Genomic DNA, 18,416 nt, shown 5'->3' with positions numbered 1-18,416 from the left:
TTTTACCATTACTTTGTTGATTGTAGTATTTGTGCAATTACTCATAGCTTTTCAGGGTTTTGATGTTTGTGATGATGGTTTTGTTTTAACTTTTTATCAGCAAATTTTTACAAACCCAGAAAGTGTAGAATATAATTTCTTGTATTGGTTGGCTGGTATAGTTGGCGGACTTTGGTATCAACTTTATAGTGATGGCGGAATTTTGTGGTTTAGACTACTGGCAATTATTGTAAATACATCAACATTTTATATGTCTTACAAATTATTAAAACCATTTGTAAAAATAAGGTTTTTGCTTCTGTCATTGGTAATGGTTGTATTTGTTAATGACTTTGGTTACTTGACCTTTTATCATAATCAGTTGACAGCTTTCATGTCAGTTTTAATAATATTTACTTTATATAAGGCTGTTTTTAAAAATAATCTATTCTTATTTTCATTAGCAGGATTTCTTTTGAGTATAAATGTCTTTACTAGAATTCCTAATTTGGTGCTTTTTTCATTAATTATTATAATTCCTTATGCCTATTATCTGAGAAAAGAGAACGTTAAAAAATCAATAAAACCTCTTGCTTTTATTGCTATTGGTGCTGTTTTAGGATTTTCAGTTGTTTATATTACGCTATGGTCTTTAAATCAAATAGAGATTATGAAAAATGCACTTCTAACTATCGTAGATTTAGGGCAGACAGAGAATAGTTCTCATAATTTTGTTTCTGTTTTTAAAGCGCCATATTTTAATTACAGGAGTATAGCTTTAGAGTTAGCTAAGTTCGTTTTAATTATAGGGTTTTTATATGTTTTTAACCGTTTCAAACCCAATTATAAAATAATAAGCGCTCTAATTTTTGCAGTTGCAGTCTTTCTATTTATATTTTGGTTTAATACCCAAAATATTTATCCAATTTATGGCTTATGTTTGGTTGGCAGTTGTGCTACCCTTATTATAAATAAGGTGAAATTTGAGCTTAAGATTATTGGCCTATTGTCTTTTATAACGCTGATAACAATTTCACTAGGTACAGGAGGAGGTATTAAAAATAGTGGTTATATGGGAATATGGGTCGGCTTGCCATTATTCTTTTACCTTGTTAGCAGTTTAGATGAGTTTTTGCCTAACACAAAACTTTCAAAAATTTGGTTGCAACTTAATATTCCAAAGGGTTTGACTCAGAATTTTTTATTAGCATTAAGTATCGCTTTTTTGTTGCTAAAAACTTATAATATATCTCAGCAGTCTTATTTTGACGAAGGAAGTAGATTTGAAAAGACTTACGCTATTCATAGTCCTTTGGCGAAAGGTATATACACAACAGAGAGACGAGCTGTTATAATTAATGAATTACTTCTTAATTTAAATAAATTTGTTAAACCCAATGACTATTTAATGATATACGATAAAATACCTATGGTTCATTTTTTAACTGAAACTAAGCCATATATGTATAATCCTTGGGTATGGATTTATGATTATAATTCATTTGAAAAAAAGCTATTAAAGGCAGAAAGAGAAATACCAAATTTGCCAATAGTATTACAACAAAAATTTGATACGTTTTATAATTTTTCAGAACCAATTTTTGAATATATGTCAACTGAAAAACTAAATAGTAATAGTCATAGTAACGAAAGGAATTTAGTTATGAACTCTTTTTTAAATAGAAATAAGTATAAAATTATTTGGAGTAATCGTTACTTCAATGTTTATCAGTCTACCAATAATAGTAATAAAAATCATTGAATTAAGCTATATTAGTATAGTCTTAAAAAAAATGTATATGCAAGACAATGAAATTTCCATTATTATACCAGTTTATAATGAATCTAATAACATACCGGTTCTTTATAAACGGTTAAAAGAAACACTTTCTGCCATTACAGAGCATTATGAGATTCTGTTTATTAATGATGGTAGTAAAGATAATTCTATGCAAATAATACATCAACTATCAGAAGGAGATCATAGAGTAATTTATATAGGTTTTAGTAGAAATTTCGGACATCAAGTTGCAGTTTCTGCGGGTTTAGAGCATTGTAATGCAAATTGCACAGTGATTATTGATGCAGACTTGCAGGATCCACCAGAATTAATCTCAGAATTATATGCAAAGTACAAAAAAGGTTATGATGTAGTATATGCGAAAAGAGAAAAGCGTGAAGGAGAAACATTTTTAAAAAAAATTACAGCTAAATTATACTATAGATTACTAAAAAAAATAGTTTCTTTTGAGATTCCTTTAGATGCAGGAGATTTTAGATTAGTGTCTAGAAAAGTAGTTAAGGCTATAAATAGAATGCCAGAACAAAATAAATTTTTGCGAGGCCAGATAGCTTGGTTAGGTTTTAAACAATCTTATGTTATGTATAATAGAGAATCTCGTCAACATGGTAAGAGCGGATATTCATATAGTAAAATGTTCCGTTTAGCTTTTGATGGAATAACTGGGTTTTCAGATAAGCCTTTACTGTTTGTAAGTCGCTTGGGATTTATCATCTCTATATTTTCATTCTTATTAATCATTTTTGCTATATTTTCACACTTTGTATTAAAACAAACTATTACAGGGTGGACGTCTTTAATTATTAGTGCGTCTTTTATTGGAGGTATTCAGCTATTGTCAATTGGAGTTATAGGTGAATATATAAGCAGAATTAATGTTAATGTTAAAAATAGGCCACTTTATATTGTTGATTCTACAAATATTGATGCCTTCAAAAAATAATGAGAGATAAAAAATGTTACTCTTTTTAAACACGTTTAAGCTTAATAGAAAATTAGAATTATTTTTGATTGATGTCAGATTTAAGAATTAAAAACTATTTTAAGGTCGTTAGATATAATGAGTCTTATAAAGACCTATGGAATTCATTCGTTAATGAAGCAAAGAATAGTACTTTTTTGTTTCATAGAAATTTTATGGATTATCACAGTGATAGGTTCATAGATTTTTCAGTTTTAATTTTTAAGGACAATGAATTATACGCTTTACTTCCTGCAAATAAAATTGGTACTAAAGTAATTTCTCATCAAGGTTTAACCTATGGAAGCTTTGTGTTAAATGAAAGTGCTAAATTTTTTCATGCTTTTGAGGCATTTAAAGCAATGTTGGTTTTTTATGAAGCTAAAGGTGTAAAAGAAATAGAAATACGTGTAATACCAACGTTTTATAATAAAATGCCATCAGATGAACTCGATTATTTTCTGTATAAAGCCAATGCACAATTAGTTAAGAAAGATGTGTTAATGATTATTGATTACGCTCATAAATTGCGTTTTCAAAAAAATAGAAGAGAAGGTATCAATAAAGCTATAAGAGCAGGATTGGAATTAAAAGTAGATTCAAATTTTGCCGATTTTTGGCATGATGTTCTAATACCTAATTTAAAAAATAAACACAATATTTCTCCTGTGCATTCTTTAGAAGAAATAGAATTGTTAGCCTCTCGTTTTCCAAATAACATAAAACAAGTAAATATTTATAAAGATAATAAAGTGGTTGCAGGTACAACCGTTTTCTTAACCGAAACCACGGTGCATCCTCAGTATGTTTCTGGAAATGTAGATAAAAATTCTTTTGGAAGTTTAGACTTAGCGTACGATTATGTTATCAATAAAATGTGTAACAACAAACGCTATTTCGATTTTAATATATCTAGTGAAGATAATGGCAGTAAAATAAATGAAGGTCTTATCTTTTGGAAAGAAAGTTGCGGAGCTCGCAGCCATACTGCCAATACGTTTTTATTAAAAACGAGTAGTTATAAAAATTTAATAGTACCAAGAGTATAGATTTAAATATGATTAAATTTCTAGACTTACATAAAATTAATAATCGATTTAAAGATGACTTTGAAGCGTCGTTCTCTAAGTCTTTAGAGGATTCGTATTACATTTTAGGACATAATGTTTCTAATTTCGAAAGTGAATTTGCTTCTTACTGTGGTACAAAATTTTGTATTGGTACTGCAAACGGTTTAGACGCTCTTACACTTATTTTAAAAGGCTATATACATCTTGGAAAATTAAAGAAAGGCGATAAAGTGATTGTGCCAGCAAATACATTTATTGCTACAATTTTGTCGGTTTTACATGCAGATTTAGTGCCTGTTTTGGTTGAGCCAGACCCAAATACTTACAATATATCTATTCAATCCATAGAAGAAAATATAGATGATGAGGTTAAAGCTATAATTATGGTTCATTTATATGGTCAGTTGTGTGCTGTTGAAAGTTTACAAGATGTAACCCAAAAACATAATTTGCTTTTAATTGAAGATGCAGCACAAGCGCATGGTGCTGTTTCAGAGTTTAATAATTCTCTAGCAGGAAATTTATCGCATGCTGCTGCATTTAGTTTTTATCCAAGTAAAAATCTAGGTGCACTTGGTGATGGAGGCGCTGTAACTACTAATGATAACCAATTGGTAAACGTAATAAAGCTTTTACGCAATTACGGAAGTACCGAAAAATACACTAATAAAATAATAGGTTACAATAGTCGTTTAGATGATATGCAAGCAGCATTTCTAAATATTAAATTAAAATCTTTAGATAGCGATAATAATAAACGAAGAGCAATTGCAAAAACATACATTAACGGCATTACTAACCCAAAAATTAAACTACCGTTTTATAATGGTTCTCAGAATCATGTTTTTTATGCTTTTGTAGTAGAGGTAGAGGATAGACTACATTTTACTAATTTTTTAAATTTGCATAAAATCGAATGGCTAATTCATTATCCAATTCCGCCACATCAACAAGAGGCATTAGGTGTTTTTTCAGGTTTAAGTTTGCCTATTACAGAAAATATTCATAATAAAATAGTTAGTTTGCCTATGAGTCCCGTAATGACCAAAAATGAAGTGCAAGGTGTAATTGAAGTTTTAAATTCTTACTAATTGAAGCGATTTTTTAATTATATAAACAAAGAAGTTTTAGTACAATCTGCAGGTTTAAAATCTGCAAATATTGGATTGAAGATTGTATCTGGAATAATTATATCAAAATTTATAGCGCTTTTTGTAGGGCCATACGGAATGGCTCTTATTGGTAATTTGAGAAATTTTTTGAGTGTTGTTCAATCTTTAGCTATTTCTGGTTTATATAAAGGGTTTGTAAAACAAATTAATGAAGTAAAAAACGATGTGTTACAATTAAGTAAAGCATTATCTACTGTGTTTTATTTTGGCTTTTTCTCATCAATGATTCTGGCAATATTGTGTTATTACAATGCTGAATTTATTAATAATATGTTGTTTTCTTCAACTTATAATTACACCTATATTATAGAAACTTTAGCCATAGTTTTACCATTCTATTCTTTAAATATGTATGTGTTTTCTATTATGAATGGATTTTCTAAATACAAATACTTATTAATAATAAATATCTTAGGTCAAGTTTTAGGTCTGTTAGTAACCTTAGTTTTAATATATCAAGAAAACATTAATGGTGCTTTGATGGCCATTGTTATAACACCAGCTTTAAGTTTGCTAATAACGCTAGTAGGTATAGTTTTTAGACGAAGTTTAATGGGTTCTATAAAAATATCGGAAGTTAGTTTGTCTATTTTGCAAAATTTAAGTCCGTATATGATAATGGCATTAGTAAGTGCAATTGCAATACCTGTAGTGATGATTATTATTAGAAATCATCTTATTACTGAAATAGGTATAAAAGGAGCAGGTTATTGGACCGCAATGACGAGAGTTTCAGATTATTATTTAATGTTTATCAATTCCTTAATGGCATTGTATATTTTACCTCGTTTTTCAGAAATTAATACAAAAACTGAATTTAAAAAAGAGGTGTTAGATTTTTACAAATCTGTTATGCCAGTTTTTATAATATTACTTTTTTTAATATACATAAGTAGGTCTGTACTGGTAAAGGTTTTGTTTTCTGAAGATTTTCAGCCGGTAGAAAATTTATTCGGTTTTCAGATTTTGGGTGATATAATTCGTGTTTTAGCTATGGTCATTATTTACCAGTTTTTGGCAAAAAAGATGTTTGGTCATTTTTTAATTTTAGAGGTGTTTCTATTTGTAATAATGTATTTTTCTAGTATTTATTTTATAGACGAGTTTGGTGTAGAAGGTGTTGTTATGGGTCATTTTTTGAGCTATTTATTATATTTTGCTATCATATTACTGATTTTTAATAGCTCATTATTCGGGATTTTGAATGATGATGGTTTAGACGAATCTTACAATTAAAACCGTGAAACTTCCTAAATTTATTAGCAACAATACTGTGCTTAAGATAACCTCTCTTAACGCTGTAGTTATATTTATTAGGTTAGTTGTTTCAGTCTTTATACAACGATTACTAGCGGTGACCGTTGGTGAAGCTGGTATTGCAAATATTGGCCAAATTAGAAATTTGCTGGCTATGCTTACCACAACATCTACACTTGGAGTTTTCTCAGGTGTTGTAAAATATGTGGCTCAATTTAAGGAAGACCAACCTGAGCTATCTAAATTATTTTCTACAGTTACACTTTTTGTGGTTATTGGTTCTATAGTGTCTTCAGTAATTTTATTTTTTGGAGCTTCTTATTTTTCGGAGAGTGTGTTTTATTCTCAAAATTATAATTATGTCTTTCAATTACTGGCAGTAATAGTGCCTTTTATAGCCGTAAATAGAGTGGTAAATGGTGTTGTTAGTGGTTTGTCTGACTATAAAAGATACGCTAAAATAGAGTTAATTAGTTACCTCCTTGGCGCTGCTGCGTTATTAATAGGTTTGTATTCTAAAGATATTAAAGGTGTAATAGTTGCTATTGCATTAGCACCTCTAATTCAATTAATAGTTTTAGCTTTTGTATTTGGTAAAACTTTAAAAAGGTATGTTCATTTTAATTCTATTCAGCTCAATTTTTATTACCGAAATAAATTATTAGCATTTACTTTAATGTCATTTATCTCTTCATTTTTAATCAATTATATTGAGTTAGATGTTAGGTCTTTAGTTACCGAAGAACTAAATATCAATGAAGCTGGTTATTGGACAGCCATGAGCTTTATCTCTAAAAATTATATGGTATTTGCTACAGGTTTATTTACTCTATACGTCCTACCAAAATTTGCAAACATTACTAATAAAGTAGAGTTTAAACAAGAGGTTTTAAATATCTACAAAACCATTTTACCCATTTTTGCTTTAGGTATGTTGTTGGTATATTTTTTGAGAAACCTAATTATTGAGTTTGTTTATCCAGATTTTACGGGAATGGAACCGTTGTTTAAATGGCAACTATTAGGGGACTTAGTGCGTTTGGCGTCGGTTGTATTAGCACATCAGTTTTTAGCTAAACGTTTAGTAAAAAGCTTTGTAATTACAGAACTAGTTTCATTAGGTTTGTTTTTTGGACTAACAAAACTGTTTATCTCATATTACGGAACAGAAGGTGTTGTAATGGCTCATTTTGTGAGATATATAATTTATTTTATAGTGGTAATAATGGTAATTAAAAATTATTATAGCAAAACAGATTTAGAAGTGCAATCTTGATAATATAACGCTCTCTACTCTCTACTCTCTATTTGTGCTTGCCATTTCTCTAGGTAGTTTTGAGCACATTTAATATGATCGTGTTCTGCTTCAACAAATTGTCTGGCTTTTTTAGAAATCTCAATAATTTTTTCCGGATTAAGAATTAACCATTCTAATTTTTTTGCAATGGCTTCAGCATCTGGTAAGGCATTTATAGCAATAGTATCTTCCTCTAAATTATAATAGTCTAACCATTCTTTTTCTGCACCAGTAAATACTACTTTACCTTTAGCCATGGCCTCTAGTGCATTATAACCTTGGTCATAAGCATAAACTTGGTCTAGTAAAATATGCGCCTTGTCAAAACTTTTAATGTAGTCTTTATATGGTAAATCTTTAGTAATAATTATGTCAACTTTGTTTGGGAATTTTTCTGCAATAATGGTAAGGGCATCATTAAAAATATCGTTGCCTTTTTTGTAATAATTAAAACTATTGATACCATGGAAAATAACAATTCTATCTTTAATATTTGGTTTAGAATACTCAAGTTTGCTTAAATTAATAGCATGTGGAATCATCCCCAAATATTTTTGATGTCCGAGTAGTGGAATATGATAATCTAGGTCATTTGATATTACACCTTTTATGGTATTATAAATATAATCATGAAGAATTTTATGAGATTTTGTTAAGTAGCTTAAAGGCGAAGAATAATCCTTTTTTGAGCCTTTTCCATCAAAGTATGGCGTTAAAATAGAGTATCGAAACTTTTTATTGTAAGAATGTGTTACGCAAATGTAATCTGTACCACAAGATAGGAGAAACGGATTTTTGTTCCATTCAATTAATAGTTCAAATAATGTTTTTTGAGTATTTCTGTCGCATCCAAAGGGTGCTTCGTTAATGAATTGTATAATATCAAAATTAGATAATTCCTGTTTTTTAGAATTTATTTGATGTTTTAAATGTAAACTAAGAATATCAATATTGAAGAGTTTTACAAATAATACTTTTAGTTTTTTTAATAGACCAGATTCAAAATAATTTTTTATTTCAATATCTACTTTCACTTTTTTAAAGCCATCAGTTAAACCAACAACTTTTGCAGAATGTCCTAGTTCTTCTAATCCTAATTTTACATTTCTATGAGCTCTATTGTATTCGCCAACGAGTAAAATTTTCATTCTATTTATAGATTAAGCTGAGAAATGTTTAGTAAAAATGTCTAATATATATGCTTACATTTGTTTTCAAATATAGTATTTAATGGGTAATCCAGTAAAGAAAAAAATATGTATTGTTGTTAAATCGTTAGCAGGTGGAGGCGCAGAACGCTCTGCGGCACTCTTATCAATTATGTTGTCTAATTTAGGGCACGAGGTACATGTTGTTACTGTATTAAATGATATTAATTATAAATATGCAGGAACGCTTCTAAATTTAGGAAAAATAAAAGAGCAGAATTCTAATTGGTTTGGAGGAATAAAGCGTTTTTTATTGTTTTATAACTATTTAAGATCAAATAATTTCGATTTTGTTATAGATAACAGAACCAGAGTAAGGCGAATAAGAGAATTTATTATTTCAAAAATACTTTACCAACCAAGTAAAACAATTTATTGTATGCGTAGTTTTAACTTAGTTAATTATATGCCTACAAATGCGTGGTTAGCAAAGTTTATTTACGGAAGTGCTTTTAAGGTAATTGGTGTTTCTACTGCTATCACAGAAGAGTTAAGGAGTAAGTTTCATTTTACAAATGCTATAACTATTCATAACCCAGTTGACATAAGTATTGAAAAAGTTTCAACAGACTTAATCAATGGAGATTATATTCTATTTTTTGGAAGACTAATAGATGAAGTTAAAAATGTATCATTATTGCTTAAAGCTTATGAGAAATCCCAGTTGCATAAAGAAAAAGTTAAATTAATAATAATGGGTGAAGGGAAGGATAAGGTTGGTTTTAAAAAGAAGGTTGCTGCAATGTCTTGTAGTTATTTTATTCAATTTTTAGATTTTAACCCTAACCCAAATAGTTTAATTGCGAATGCAAAATTTACAGTATTAACGAGTCATTACGAAGGATTTCCAAGGATGATTTTAGAATCATTATCTCTCAGTACACCTTGTATTTCTGTAGATTGTAAATCTGGACCAAGTGATATTATACAGCATAATAAAAATGGATTGTTAGTTGAGAATTATAATACTGATGCTTTAGCAGAAGCTATGAATTCCCTGTATTTTGATAAGGAACTTTATAACAATTGTAAAAAATATGCCAAAGAGAGTGTTTTAAAATATAACCAAGAAAATATTGCCAAACAGTGGCAAGCAATCTTAAACTAAACCTTAAAATGAGCAGAAAAAAAGAAACTTATATAATAGAAATTCCTAAAGTACATGATGAAAGAGGAAGTTTGGCTGTTGTGGAAAAAGACGTTCTTCCGTTTAAAATAAAACGTATTTATTATTTGTACGATGTGCCTAGCGATAGTTTTAGAGGTGGTCATGCTCACAAAGAACAACAATCTGTAATTATAGCGCTTAGTGGCAGTTTTGAGGTTGTAGTAGATAATGGATTATCTAAAAAAAGAATCCTGCTTAATAAGCCTAATCAAGGTTTGTTTATACCTACAGAAATGTGGAGGGAAATAGAGAATTTTTCATCAGGTTCGGTTTGTCTAGTCTTAGCTTCTACTGAATTTAATGAAAGTGAATATATAAGAAACTATGATGAGTTTAAATCATTTGTAAGATGATATATAAATCCCATTTTTAATAAAAATTAAATAAACCTTTTTCATTAATAATATTATACTCTTAGGCATTTTAAGAATTAGTTTTTGCTTAAAATTTAGATGTGTTTTATCAATTTGCGGAAGTAGTTTTTTATAGGTTACTTCGTTTGATGCTAACTTACACTGAATAGCTAAAGAATAACGATTAAGTATTAAGTAATGTTTTAGCGAGGTATTGGCGACTTCAAATTCTTTAAAACTACTAAATAATTTTTCTTTACTAATTTGGTGATTGCTTTTAGATAGACTATTAGGTACAGATTTGTCATAATAACACGTGATTATAGGGTTAAATACAATATTTTTATAAATGCCATATCGTATCATTAAGTCTAAATCTTGACCGGATAATATTTCTGAATTATAACCTCCTAAATTTAAAAAGTCAACTTTATTAAAAGTTATTGAAGATGTCATTGCTATTGGATGAATTGTGCTTGCTTTAAAATAATCTTCAATAAGATGTGGTGTTGTTTTTTTGGGTGTGTTGTAAATTGCATTAATTAAATTAGTTTCTGATAATTTTAATTGATAAGCATTGGAAAATAAACTTTCCATTGGAAACATTGTTATGGATTTAAAATGCTCCTCCAAATGGTTTGTGTACCAAAAATCGTCCGCGTCAATTAAAGCTATAAATTTGGCATTGGCTTTTTTAACTCCAATATTTCTTGTTTCTGCAGCACCACAATTATTCTGAGAATAAAGTTTAATTCTACTGTCCTTTATCTTTTTTACTTTTTTTACGCTATTATCTGTTGAGCCATCATCTATTATAATAACTTCAAAATCTTTGAAATTTTGATTAAGTACACTTTGTAAAGTTTTTTCAATGTGGTCTTCTTTATTATACAACGGAATTATAACTGAGAAAAAAGGCATATTATAAATTCTGTATTAAATGGTTGGCAATTGTTTTTGAAGACGTTAAAGTGCTATCTGTAATAGCACCTTGCAGTAAAACACTGTTAAATAAAGCTACTTTAAAAGTATCAATTTTTAATTTATTAGGCTTGTAATCAACGGCATTTTCTAAGATTTGAGAAAGTTCCTTTTTATCTTCAAGTTTTAGGCAAATAGCGTTGTTATCATAAAATGCATTACCTAAAACCACAACCGTTTTATAGTTGAGAATGGCTTCTATACCAACGGTAGAGTTATTTACAATGACAATATTAGATTTTTTTAAGGCAAGATTTAAAGGTGTTGAATTATCAATTAAAATATTGTTAGACTTTATAAATTCGTACAAATCGTTGTCATATTTATTAATATAAAGTGGATGTTCTCTAATCACTAATTTTAAACCTTTAGGTAAATTGTTGTACACACTTTTTACAATTTCAGTGTGCGATTTAAAATGAGGACTATGATAAATCATATTAACATCTAAAGGAACCTGAAGCACGAGCAAAGCAATAGGTTGCAAAGTGTTTTTTAAAGCTTTTGAAGAATTTTTATTCCTTTTTCTTGAGCGTTGTACAATATCTGTAAACTTTAAGTCTGGAGGACAAATAGTAGTTTTTTCAAATAATATGGAAAATAGAACATCCATTCCACGATAAAAAGGAGAACGATTGTATTTTTTAGCAAAATTATTTAACGGCTTGTCATTATATTTTTCTGCATTATTTGGCACGTTAAGAGCGCTCTTATTTCGGATACTCAAATTAGCATTAACACCTTCATCATCAAAAAAAGTGGTATTAAATGGACCCTGTTCTATATAATAAACTTTGATGTTATGTTTTTTGGCAACAGCAACTGCTATTTCTACACAAAGTCTAGAATCACCAAGGGTTAATAAATAATTGGGTGTTTGTTTTGTAAATCTTTTTTCAAAAATATCGATGTATGCGAGTGCTTGAAGCTTTAGTGATGTATTCGAAATTTTAGAGTTTAACGCTTTGTGAAATTGAACACAATCTATATATGCAACCTCGTTGTAAATTTCAGAAGAGCTAATAATTTTTTTATAAGTCTTTTTTTTCCGCTGTGCTAAAAACCAAGCTTTTAAAGCAATCCAACTGCTAAATTTTAATCGGAATAAGGTATAAAGAAAACCACTGAGGTGAATGCTGTAAATTTTATACTGAATTGAAGCTTTTGAATTAACTTTAAGATGCTTCTCTATATCTAGAAAGAATCTCGAAAATTTATCAAAATACCCAATGCATATTACCGTCATGTTTTAATATCTAAATTTGGCTTAAATCGATGGAGAAATTAATGTAAATTTCCAACAACCAACAACCAACAACCAACAACCAACAACCAACAACCAACAACCAACAACCAACAACCAATAACCAATTACCCTTTTCGCTGTACCACTTCAAAAACTTTATTCTCATCACACTTTAAAGTTTTGCTCGGATATTTTAATAGCAAAGCGTAGTCGTGTGTGGCCATTAAAATTGTATTGCCATTTTTATTTATCTCTTGCAATACTTCCATAACCTCAATACTTGTTTGTGGATCTAAATTTCCTGTGGGCTCATCAGCCAAGATAAGTTCTGGGTCATTTAGCAATGCTCTTGCAATAGCAATACGTTGTTGTTCTCCGCCAGAAAGTTCATGAGGATATTTAAATCCTTTAGTTTTCATGGCTACTTTATCTAAGACATTATCAATTTGATCTTTAATTCTGTTTTTCTCTTTCCAGCCTGTAGCTTTTAAAACAAATTCTAAGTTTCCAATAATGGTTCTATCTGGTAACAATTTAAAATCTTGAAATACAATACCCAGTTTTCGTCTTAAAAACGGAATGTCTTTCTCTTTCATAGTTTTAAGATTAAAATCAACCACAGAACCTTCGCCTTCAGTTAATTCTAAATCGCCATAAAGGGTTTTCATAAAACTACTTTTTCCGCTTCCTGTTTTACCTATAAGATAAACAAAGTCTCCTTTTTGCATTTCAAAATTAACCTTAGAAAGTACTACACTTCCGCCTTGGTAAATTGTGGCATCCTTTAGTTTTAAAACCGTTTCAGACATAGTATTGATATAATTATTTGGTAAATGTAAATGTATTGCTTAAAATCTCAAATCCCAAAAGCTACCAGTTAATTTGTAAACGAAATTATAATTACGTTAGTATTTTATAACCTAAAACTGCTAACTAACGGTAACCAAGCAAATATTAATAACTGGTTTATAATTATAAGCAAATTCTGTCGTTATAGATTTGGGATATAATTATATTTGAACTTAAATTAAATCATCAATTAAACACATAACTAATGATGCTACTTAAAAGACAGTTAATCATCGTTTTTATAGTTTTTACTTCGTTTGGTATGGCACAAAAATCTGCCGTTTATACTAGCAATCTACAAGACTATCAAAAAGCATTAACTTTATATAATAATAAACAATACAAAGCTGCGCAGTCTTTGTTTGACGCTATTAAGGATAACACTACTGATGTTACAATTCAGTCAGATTGTGCCTATTATATTGCAAATTGTGCTGTGCGTCTAAATCAGAAAAATGCAGACGATTTAATAACAGATTTTGTAGATGAATACCCAACAAGTACTAAAAGAAATACAGCATTTTTAGATGTAGCTGATTATTATTTTAACAACGGAAAGTATGCTTATGCTCGCAAATGGTACGAGCGTGTAGATGAAAGAAGTATTGCACGTGCAGAAAAAGAACGTTTTAATTTTAATTATGGGTATTCCTTATATTCTACAAAAGACGAGAAGAAGGCAACTAAGTATTTAAACCGAGTTGTAAATTCTAAAGAATATGGTTCTCAGGCTAAGTATTACATCGGTTTTTTAGCATACCAAGGTGATGATTATGATACTGCGAATGAATATTTTGACCAAGTAAGCGATAATGAGAAGTACAAAGAGAAACTATCTTACTACCAAGCCGATTTAAATTTTAAATTAGGTAAGTTTGATAAAGCCATAGAGTTGGCTTCAGAACAATTGCCAAAAAGTAATGCCGCTGAAAAGTCTGAATTATCAAAAATTATTGGTGAGAGCTTCTTTAATCTTGGGCAATATGAAGATGCTATACCGTATTTAAAAGCGTATAAAGGTAAAAACCGAAAATGGAGTAATACAGATTATTACCAATTAGGTTATGCGTATTATAAACAAAATGATTTTGAAAGTGCCATTTCAGAATTCAATAAAATTATAGGTGGTGACAACTCCGTGGCACAAAATGCCTATTACCATTTAGGAGAAAGCTATATCAATTTAGATAAAAAGCAAGAAGCTTTAAATGCGTTTAGAAATGCGTCCCAAATGGATTATGATTTAAAAATTCAAGAAGATGCATGGCTAAATTATGCTAAGATTAGTTACGAGATTGGTAATCCATACCAATCTGTTCCTCAGGTTTTAACAGGTTATTTAGATCAATATCCAGATTCTGGTTATAAAGAAGAAATTGAAACACTGTTAATAGACTCTTACATCACCTCAAAAAATTACAAGGAAGCTTTAGAACTTTTAAAAGGTAAAAATAGTTTTGAAAATAAGGAAGCCTACCAAAAAGTAGCCTTCTTTAGAGCAGTAGAATTATATAATGAAAATCAATATAATGAAGCTTTAGACTTGTTTAATGGCTCCTTAAAAGAGTCAATTGATCCAATTTTTGTAGCCAAAGCAACGTTTTGGAAAGCCGAAACAGAATATAACTTAAACAATTATAATGACGCTTTAATTGGCTTTAAGCAATTTGCAGGTTTAGATGAAGCTTCAGGTTTAGAAGAAAATAAAAATCTTAATTACAATCTGGCTTACACCTATTTTAAGTTGAAAGAATATAACAATGCTTCCACTTATTTTGAAAAATTTATACAATCTAATTCTTCAGATTTGTTGCGAAATAATGATGCTTATTTGAGATTAGCAGATGGTTATTTTGTGTCTAGCCAATATCAAAACGCTATAGATTCTTATAAAAAAGCAATTAAACTTAATAAAATTGAAACCGATTATGCTGCTTTTCAGATAGCCATGAGTGAAGGATATTTAGGGAAAGGGTCCGCTAAAATTTCAGAATTAAAATCGTTTATAAATGATTATCCTAAATCGGCTTTAAGAGATGATGCCATGTATGAGTTGGCCAATTCTTATGTAAAAGCTAACGACACTGATAAAGCCATGCAAATGTATGATAGGTTGAATGCTGAATACAGTAAAAGTGCATTTACATCTAAGTCTTTATTGCGTCAAGGTTTAGTGTATTATAACGGAAATGATAATGAAAGAGCACTGAGCAAATTTAAGAAAGTAGCAACCGATTTTCCTGGTTCGGGTGAAGCTGTTCAGGCGGTTTCTACGGTAAGATTAATATACATTGATTTAGGTCGTGTAGATGAATATGCCAATTGGGTTAGAACCTTAGATTATGTAGAGGTTTCAGATATTGATTTAGATAATACCACCTATTTAGCAGCAGAGAAACCTTATTTAGATAATGAAACAGATAAAGCAATTCGTCAGTTTAATAAATATTTAAATGAGTTTCCAAACGGTATTCATAGTTTAAAAGCCCATTTTTATGTCGCACAATTGTATTATAAAAAAGGGTTGTTAGAAAATGCGCAACCACATTATAAAGCCGTTGTTGAAGCTTCAAAATCTGAATATACCGAACAAGCAACCGTTAAACTTTGCGAAATTTATTTAAGTAACTCTAACTGGAACAAAGCGATACCTGTTTTAAAAGATTTAGAATTAGAAGCAGACTATCCTCAGAATGTCATCTACGCACAATCTAATTTAATGAATGCATATTATCAAACAGAAGACTTTGCAAAAGCTGAGAGTTATGCCGAAAAAGTATTAAGCAATTCAAACTTAGATAACAAAGTTAAGAGTGATGCTAAATTAATCATTGCACGTTCGGCTATAAAAACAGGAAACGAAACTAAAGCCAAAACAGCTTATGCAGAAATTGAAACTATTGCCACAGGAAGTGTAGCAGCAGAAGCGTTATTCTACAATGGTTATTTTAAAAATAAAGCAGGTGATTATGAAGCATCTAATACAGTGATTCAGAAATTAGCTAAAGATTACGGAAGCTACAAATTGTTTAGTGCCAAAGGATTAGTGGTTATGGCAAAGAATTTTTATGCCTTAGGTGATGCTTTTCAAGCCACATACATTTTAGAAAGTGTAATTAGCAACTTCCCAGATTTTACTGAGGTTGTAAATGAAGCACAGCAAGAACTGAATAAAATAAAAGCCGAAGAAGCGAAGACAAATTCATCAATTGAAACTGAAGACTAAAACAATCCCTTTGAAAAACGGAATCTCTTAGTTGAAGCAAATTCAAATCAAAACATATAAAATGAAAATCAAGTTTTTAATTTTTATACTAACCATAGCAAGTAGTTTTTCTTTTGTTAATGCTCAAGAAAAAGATACTATTGCAGACCAAACGGTTAATGTTATAAAACCATATCAGCCAACAATTTCAGATGCCTTTAAAATTAAGGATAATCCAAAATTGAATGACTCCAACGCCGTAAAGAAAAAGGAAATAAAATATAATATTTTCTCAATTCCTGTGGCTTCTACATTTACACCAGCAAAAGGAAAAGCTGCAACCGTAGATAAGGCTAAAGCCGTAAAATTATATGATAATTATGCGTCTTTAGGTGTGGGTACGTACACAACTATTTTAGGTGAAGTGTATCTTAACCATGAGTTAAGTAGAGATGAAAATGTTGGTGGTTACTTTAGTCATCATTCTTCTCAAGGTGGAATAGATGATTTATTACTTGACGATAATTTCTCAAAAACAAAATTAAACGCATATTACTCTAAATCCTTAAGAGATTTTTCTTGGAAAGTAGATGGAGGTATTGATTTGCAAACGTATAATTGGTATGGCTTACCTCAAGATTATTTTGGTGAAGCAGAGGCCAATGTTATAGACCCAAAACATAATTTTACGAGCTTTAATATTGGTGGAAAAATTGATTTTAAGGATGCTATTTTAAACGATGCAAGTATACGTTTTAGACGCTTTGGAGATGATAGAAGTTCTGGTGAAAACATGTTTGGTGCAAACACAAATTTTGAAGTTGCCATAAGAGATGCAGATATTGATGCTGAGGTATTTTTAGAAGGTATAGCAGGAGGTTTTGATACAGATTACAATGGAGTAGATGAGTTAAATTACGGTAATATTATGTTTGGTGTAGCACCTTCTTACCAATTAATTAGAGATGATTTAACACTTAATTTAGGGGTGAGATTAACGTATCTTAACGACACTGAGTACAACAAAAGCAAATTTTACTTCCATCCTAATGTAGACGCATCTTATCGTTTAGTAGATGAACTATTAATAGCTTATGGTGGATTAAAAGGAGAGGTGATTCAGAATTCATACTATCAATTTGCTAATGAAAATCCATTTGTATCGCCAACGCTTGCCATTGTCCCAACCAATCAACAATTTAAAGCTTTTGTTGGTGTAAAAGGTAAATTAACCAATAATGTGAGTTATAATGTTAGAGGAAATTACGGTTCAGAAAAAGATAAGGCTTTATATAAATCTAATGCAGCCGTTGCAACACCAACCGAAGATTACCAATACGGAAATTCTTTTGGAATAGTTTACGACAATGTTACTACATTCTCTGTTTCAGGAGAGTTAAATGTAGATGTCAACAGAAATTTTTCTCTGGGAATTAAAGGTGAGTATTTTGCCTATGACATGAAAGACCAAGCACAAGCATGGAACTTACCAGATTTAGAAGCATCTATATTTGTAGATTATCAAATATCAGAACAATGGTTTGCAGGTGCTAGTGGTTATTTTGTAGGCGAACGTAAAGATGAACAAATTGTAGAAATGCTGTTTGATACAGCAGAAGTTACAAGAGTAAGTTTAGATAGTTATTTTGACCTCAATGCACACGTTGGTTATAAATTAAATGACCAATTATCGTTTTTTGCAAAAGCAAATAATATTTTTAATCAAGATTATGACCGTTGGTTAAATTTTCCTGTGCAAGGCATTCAGTTTTTAGCAGGTGCAACGTATCAGTTTGATTTTTAAAAAAGACTATAATTGTTAAATACCTAAAGCGTTCCATTTGGAGCGCTTTTCTTATTTTTACAAAG

General features: G+C 29.8%; 14 protein-coding genes. 10 read left to right on the top strand and 4 right to left on the bottom strand.

Annotation, left to right across the window (positions count from 1 at the left end):
• Positions 1–148: 148 nt before the first annotated feature.
• From GN138_RS14490 to GN138_RS14465, 6 genes are all read left to right on the top strand, one after another.
• Positions 149–1,741 (top strand): hypothetical protein, encoded by a 1,593-nt coding sequence (locus GN138_RS14490; RefSeq protein WP_157364716.1) that lies wholly within the window; start codon positions 149–151, stop codon positions 1,739–1,741.
• Positions 1,742–1,778: 37 nt separating this feature from the next.
• Complete coding sequence (locus GN138_RS14485; protein WP_157364715.1) at positions 1,779–2,723, top strand: glycosyltransferase family 2 protein; 945 nt, start codon at positions 1,779–1,781, stop codon at positions 2,721–2,723.
• A gap of 71 nt (positions 2,724–2,794) precedes the next feature.
• Entirely contained in the window at positions 2,795–3,790 is a 996-nt protein-coding gene (locus GN138_RS14480) for a GNAT family N-acetyltransferase (protein WP_157364714.1), read from the top strand.
• 8 nt (positions 3,791–3,798) lie between these two features.
• Positions 3,799–4,902 carry a DegT/DnrJ/EryC1/StrS family aminotransferase gene (locus GN138_RS14475; RefSeq protein ID WP_157364713.1) on the top strand — a complete coding sequence of 368 codons (1,104 nt, stop codon included), beginning with the start codon at positions 3,799–3,801 and terminating at the stop codon, positions 4,900–4,902.
• A complete protein-coding gene (locus GN138_RS14470) occupies positions 4,903–6,219 on the top strand; it encodes an O-antigen translocase (protein WP_157364712.1) in 1,317 nt (438 codons plus the stop codon).
• Positions 6,220–6,223: 4 nt separating this feature from the next.
• Entirely contained in the window at positions 6,224–7,516 is a 1,293-nt protein-coding gene (locus tag GN138_RS14465) for an O-antigen translocase (protein ID WP_197429358.1), read from the top strand.
• A gap of 14 nt (positions 7,517–7,530) precedes the next feature.
• On the opposite strand, the gene GN138_RS14460 is transcribed toward GN138_RS14465, so the two are convergent.
• Positions 7,531–8,685, bottom strand: a complete 1,155-nt coding sequence (locus tag GN138_RS14460; protein WP_157364711.1) for a glycosyltransferase — start codon at positions 8,683–8,685, stop codon at positions 7,531–7,533.
• An 82-nt stretch (positions 8,686–8,767) separates the two neighbouring features.
• Between GN138_RS14460 and GN138_RS14455 the strand changes: the two genes are divergently transcribed.
• Both GN138_RS14455 and GN138_RS14450 read left to right on the top strand, forming a co-directional pair.
• Complete coding sequence (locus tag GN138_RS14455) at positions 8,768–9,853, top strand: glycosyltransferase (RefSeq protein WP_157364710.1); 1,086 nt, start codon at positions 8,768–8,770, stop codon at positions 9,851–9,853.
• Between the two features lie 8 nt (positions 9,854–9,861).
• The gene (locus GN138_RS14450; RefSeq protein WP_157364709.1) at positions 9,862–10,266 is read left to right on the top strand and encodes a sugar 3,4-ketoisomerase; all 405 of its coding nucleotides are present in this window, start codon (positions 9,862–9,864) and stop codon (positions 10,264–10,266) included.
• Here the strand turns inward: GN138_RS14450 and GN138_RS14445 are convergent.
• From GN138_RS14445 to GN138_RS14435, 3 genes are all read right to left on the bottom strand, one after another.
• Positions 10,252–11,187, bottom strand: coding sequence for a glycosyltransferase family 2 protein (locus tag GN138_RS14445; protein ID WP_157364708.1), 936 nt, complete (start codon positions 11,185–11,187; stop codon positions 10,252–10,254). The two genes, GN138_RS14450 and GN138_RS14445, sit on opposite strands and share 15 nt — an antisense overlap.
• A gap of 1 nt (position 11,188) precedes the next feature.
• Positions 11,189–12,493 (bottom strand): capsular polysaccharide export protein, LipB/KpsS family, encoded by a 1,305-nt coding sequence (locus tag GN138_RS14440; RefSeq protein ID WP_157364707.1) that lies wholly within the window; start codon positions 12,491–12,493, stop codon positions 11,189–11,191.
• 125 nt (positions 12,494–12,618) lie between these two features.
• A complete protein-coding gene (locus GN138_RS14435; protein WP_157364706.1) occupies positions 12,619–13,302 on the bottom strand; it encodes a cell division ATP-binding protein FtsE in 684 nt (227 codons plus the stop codon).
• Between the two features lie 245 nt (positions 13,303–13,547).
• Between GN138_RS14435 and GN138_RS14430 the strand changes: the two genes are divergently transcribed.
• Together GN138_RS14430 and GN138_RS14425 are read left to right on the top strand one after the other, a co-directional pair.
• Positions 13,548–16,568, top strand: coding sequence for a tetratricopeptide repeat protein (locus GN138_RS14430; protein ID WP_157364705.1), 3,021 nt, complete (start codon positions 13,548–13,550; stop codon positions 16,566–16,568).
• Positions 16,569–16,629: 61 nt separating this feature from the next.
• A complete protein-coding gene (locus GN138_RS14425) occupies positions 16,630–18,351 on the top strand; it encodes a porin family protein (protein ID WP_157364704.1) in 1,722 nt (573 codons plus the stop codon).
• The last annotated feature ends 65 nt before the right edge of the window (positions 18,352–18,416 follow it).

Source organism: Winogradskyella endarachnes, from assembly GCF_009741275.1.
Taxonomy (GTDB): domain Bacteria; phylum Bacteroidota; class Bacteroidia; order Flavobacteriales; family Flavobacteriaceae; genus Winogradskyella; species Winogradskyella endarachnes.
Note: the sequence above shows the minus strand (reverse complement) of the source record. Positions and strands in the feature narration are given on the sequence as shown.

Bases quoted from the DNA above. Each gene is read 5' to 3' on its own strand.
- GN138_RS14485 (WP_157364715.1), top strand. From the start codon at position 1,779: ATGCAAGACAATGAAATTTCCATTATTATACCAGTTTATAATGAATCT.
- GN138_RS14480 (WP_157364714.1), top strand. From the start codon at position 2,795: ATGTCAGATTTAAGAATTAAAAACTATTTTAAGGTCGTTAGATATAAT.
- GN138_RS14475 (WP_157364713.1), top strand. From the start codon at position 3,799: ATGATTAAATTTCTAGACTTACATAAAATTAATAATCGATTTAAAGAT.
- GN138_RS14460 (WP_157364711.1), bottom strand. From the start codon at position 8,685: ATGAAAATTTTACTCGTTGGCGAATACAATAGAGCTCATAGAAATGTA.
- GN138_RS14455 (WP_157364710.1), top strand. From the start codon at position 8,768: ATGGGTAATCCAGTAAAGAAAAAAATATGTATTGTTGTTAAATCGTTA.
- GN138_RS14450 (WP_157364709.1), top strand. From the start codon at position 9,862: ATGAGCAGAAAAAAAGAAACTTATATAATAGAAATTCCTAAAGTACAT.
- GN138_RS14445 (WP_157364708.1), bottom strand. From the start codon at position 11,187: ATGCCTTTTTTCTCAGTTATAATTCCGTTGTATAATAAAGAAGACCAC.
- GN138_RS14440 (WP_157364707.1), bottom strand. From the start codon at position 12,493: ATGACGGTAATATGCATTGGGTATTTTGATAAATTTTCGAGATTCTTT.
- GN138_RS14435 (WP_157364706.1), bottom strand. From the start codon at position 13,302: ATGTCTGAAACGGTTTTAAAACTAAAGGATGCCACAATTTACCAAGGC.
- GN138_RS14430 (WP_157364705.1), top strand. From the start codon at position 13,548: ATGATGCTACTTAAAAGACAGTTAATCATCGTTTTTATAGTTTTTACT.
- GN138_RS14425 (WP_157364704.1), top strand. From the start codon at position 16,630: ATGAAAATCAAGTTTTTAATTTTTATACTAACCATAGCAAGTAGTTTT.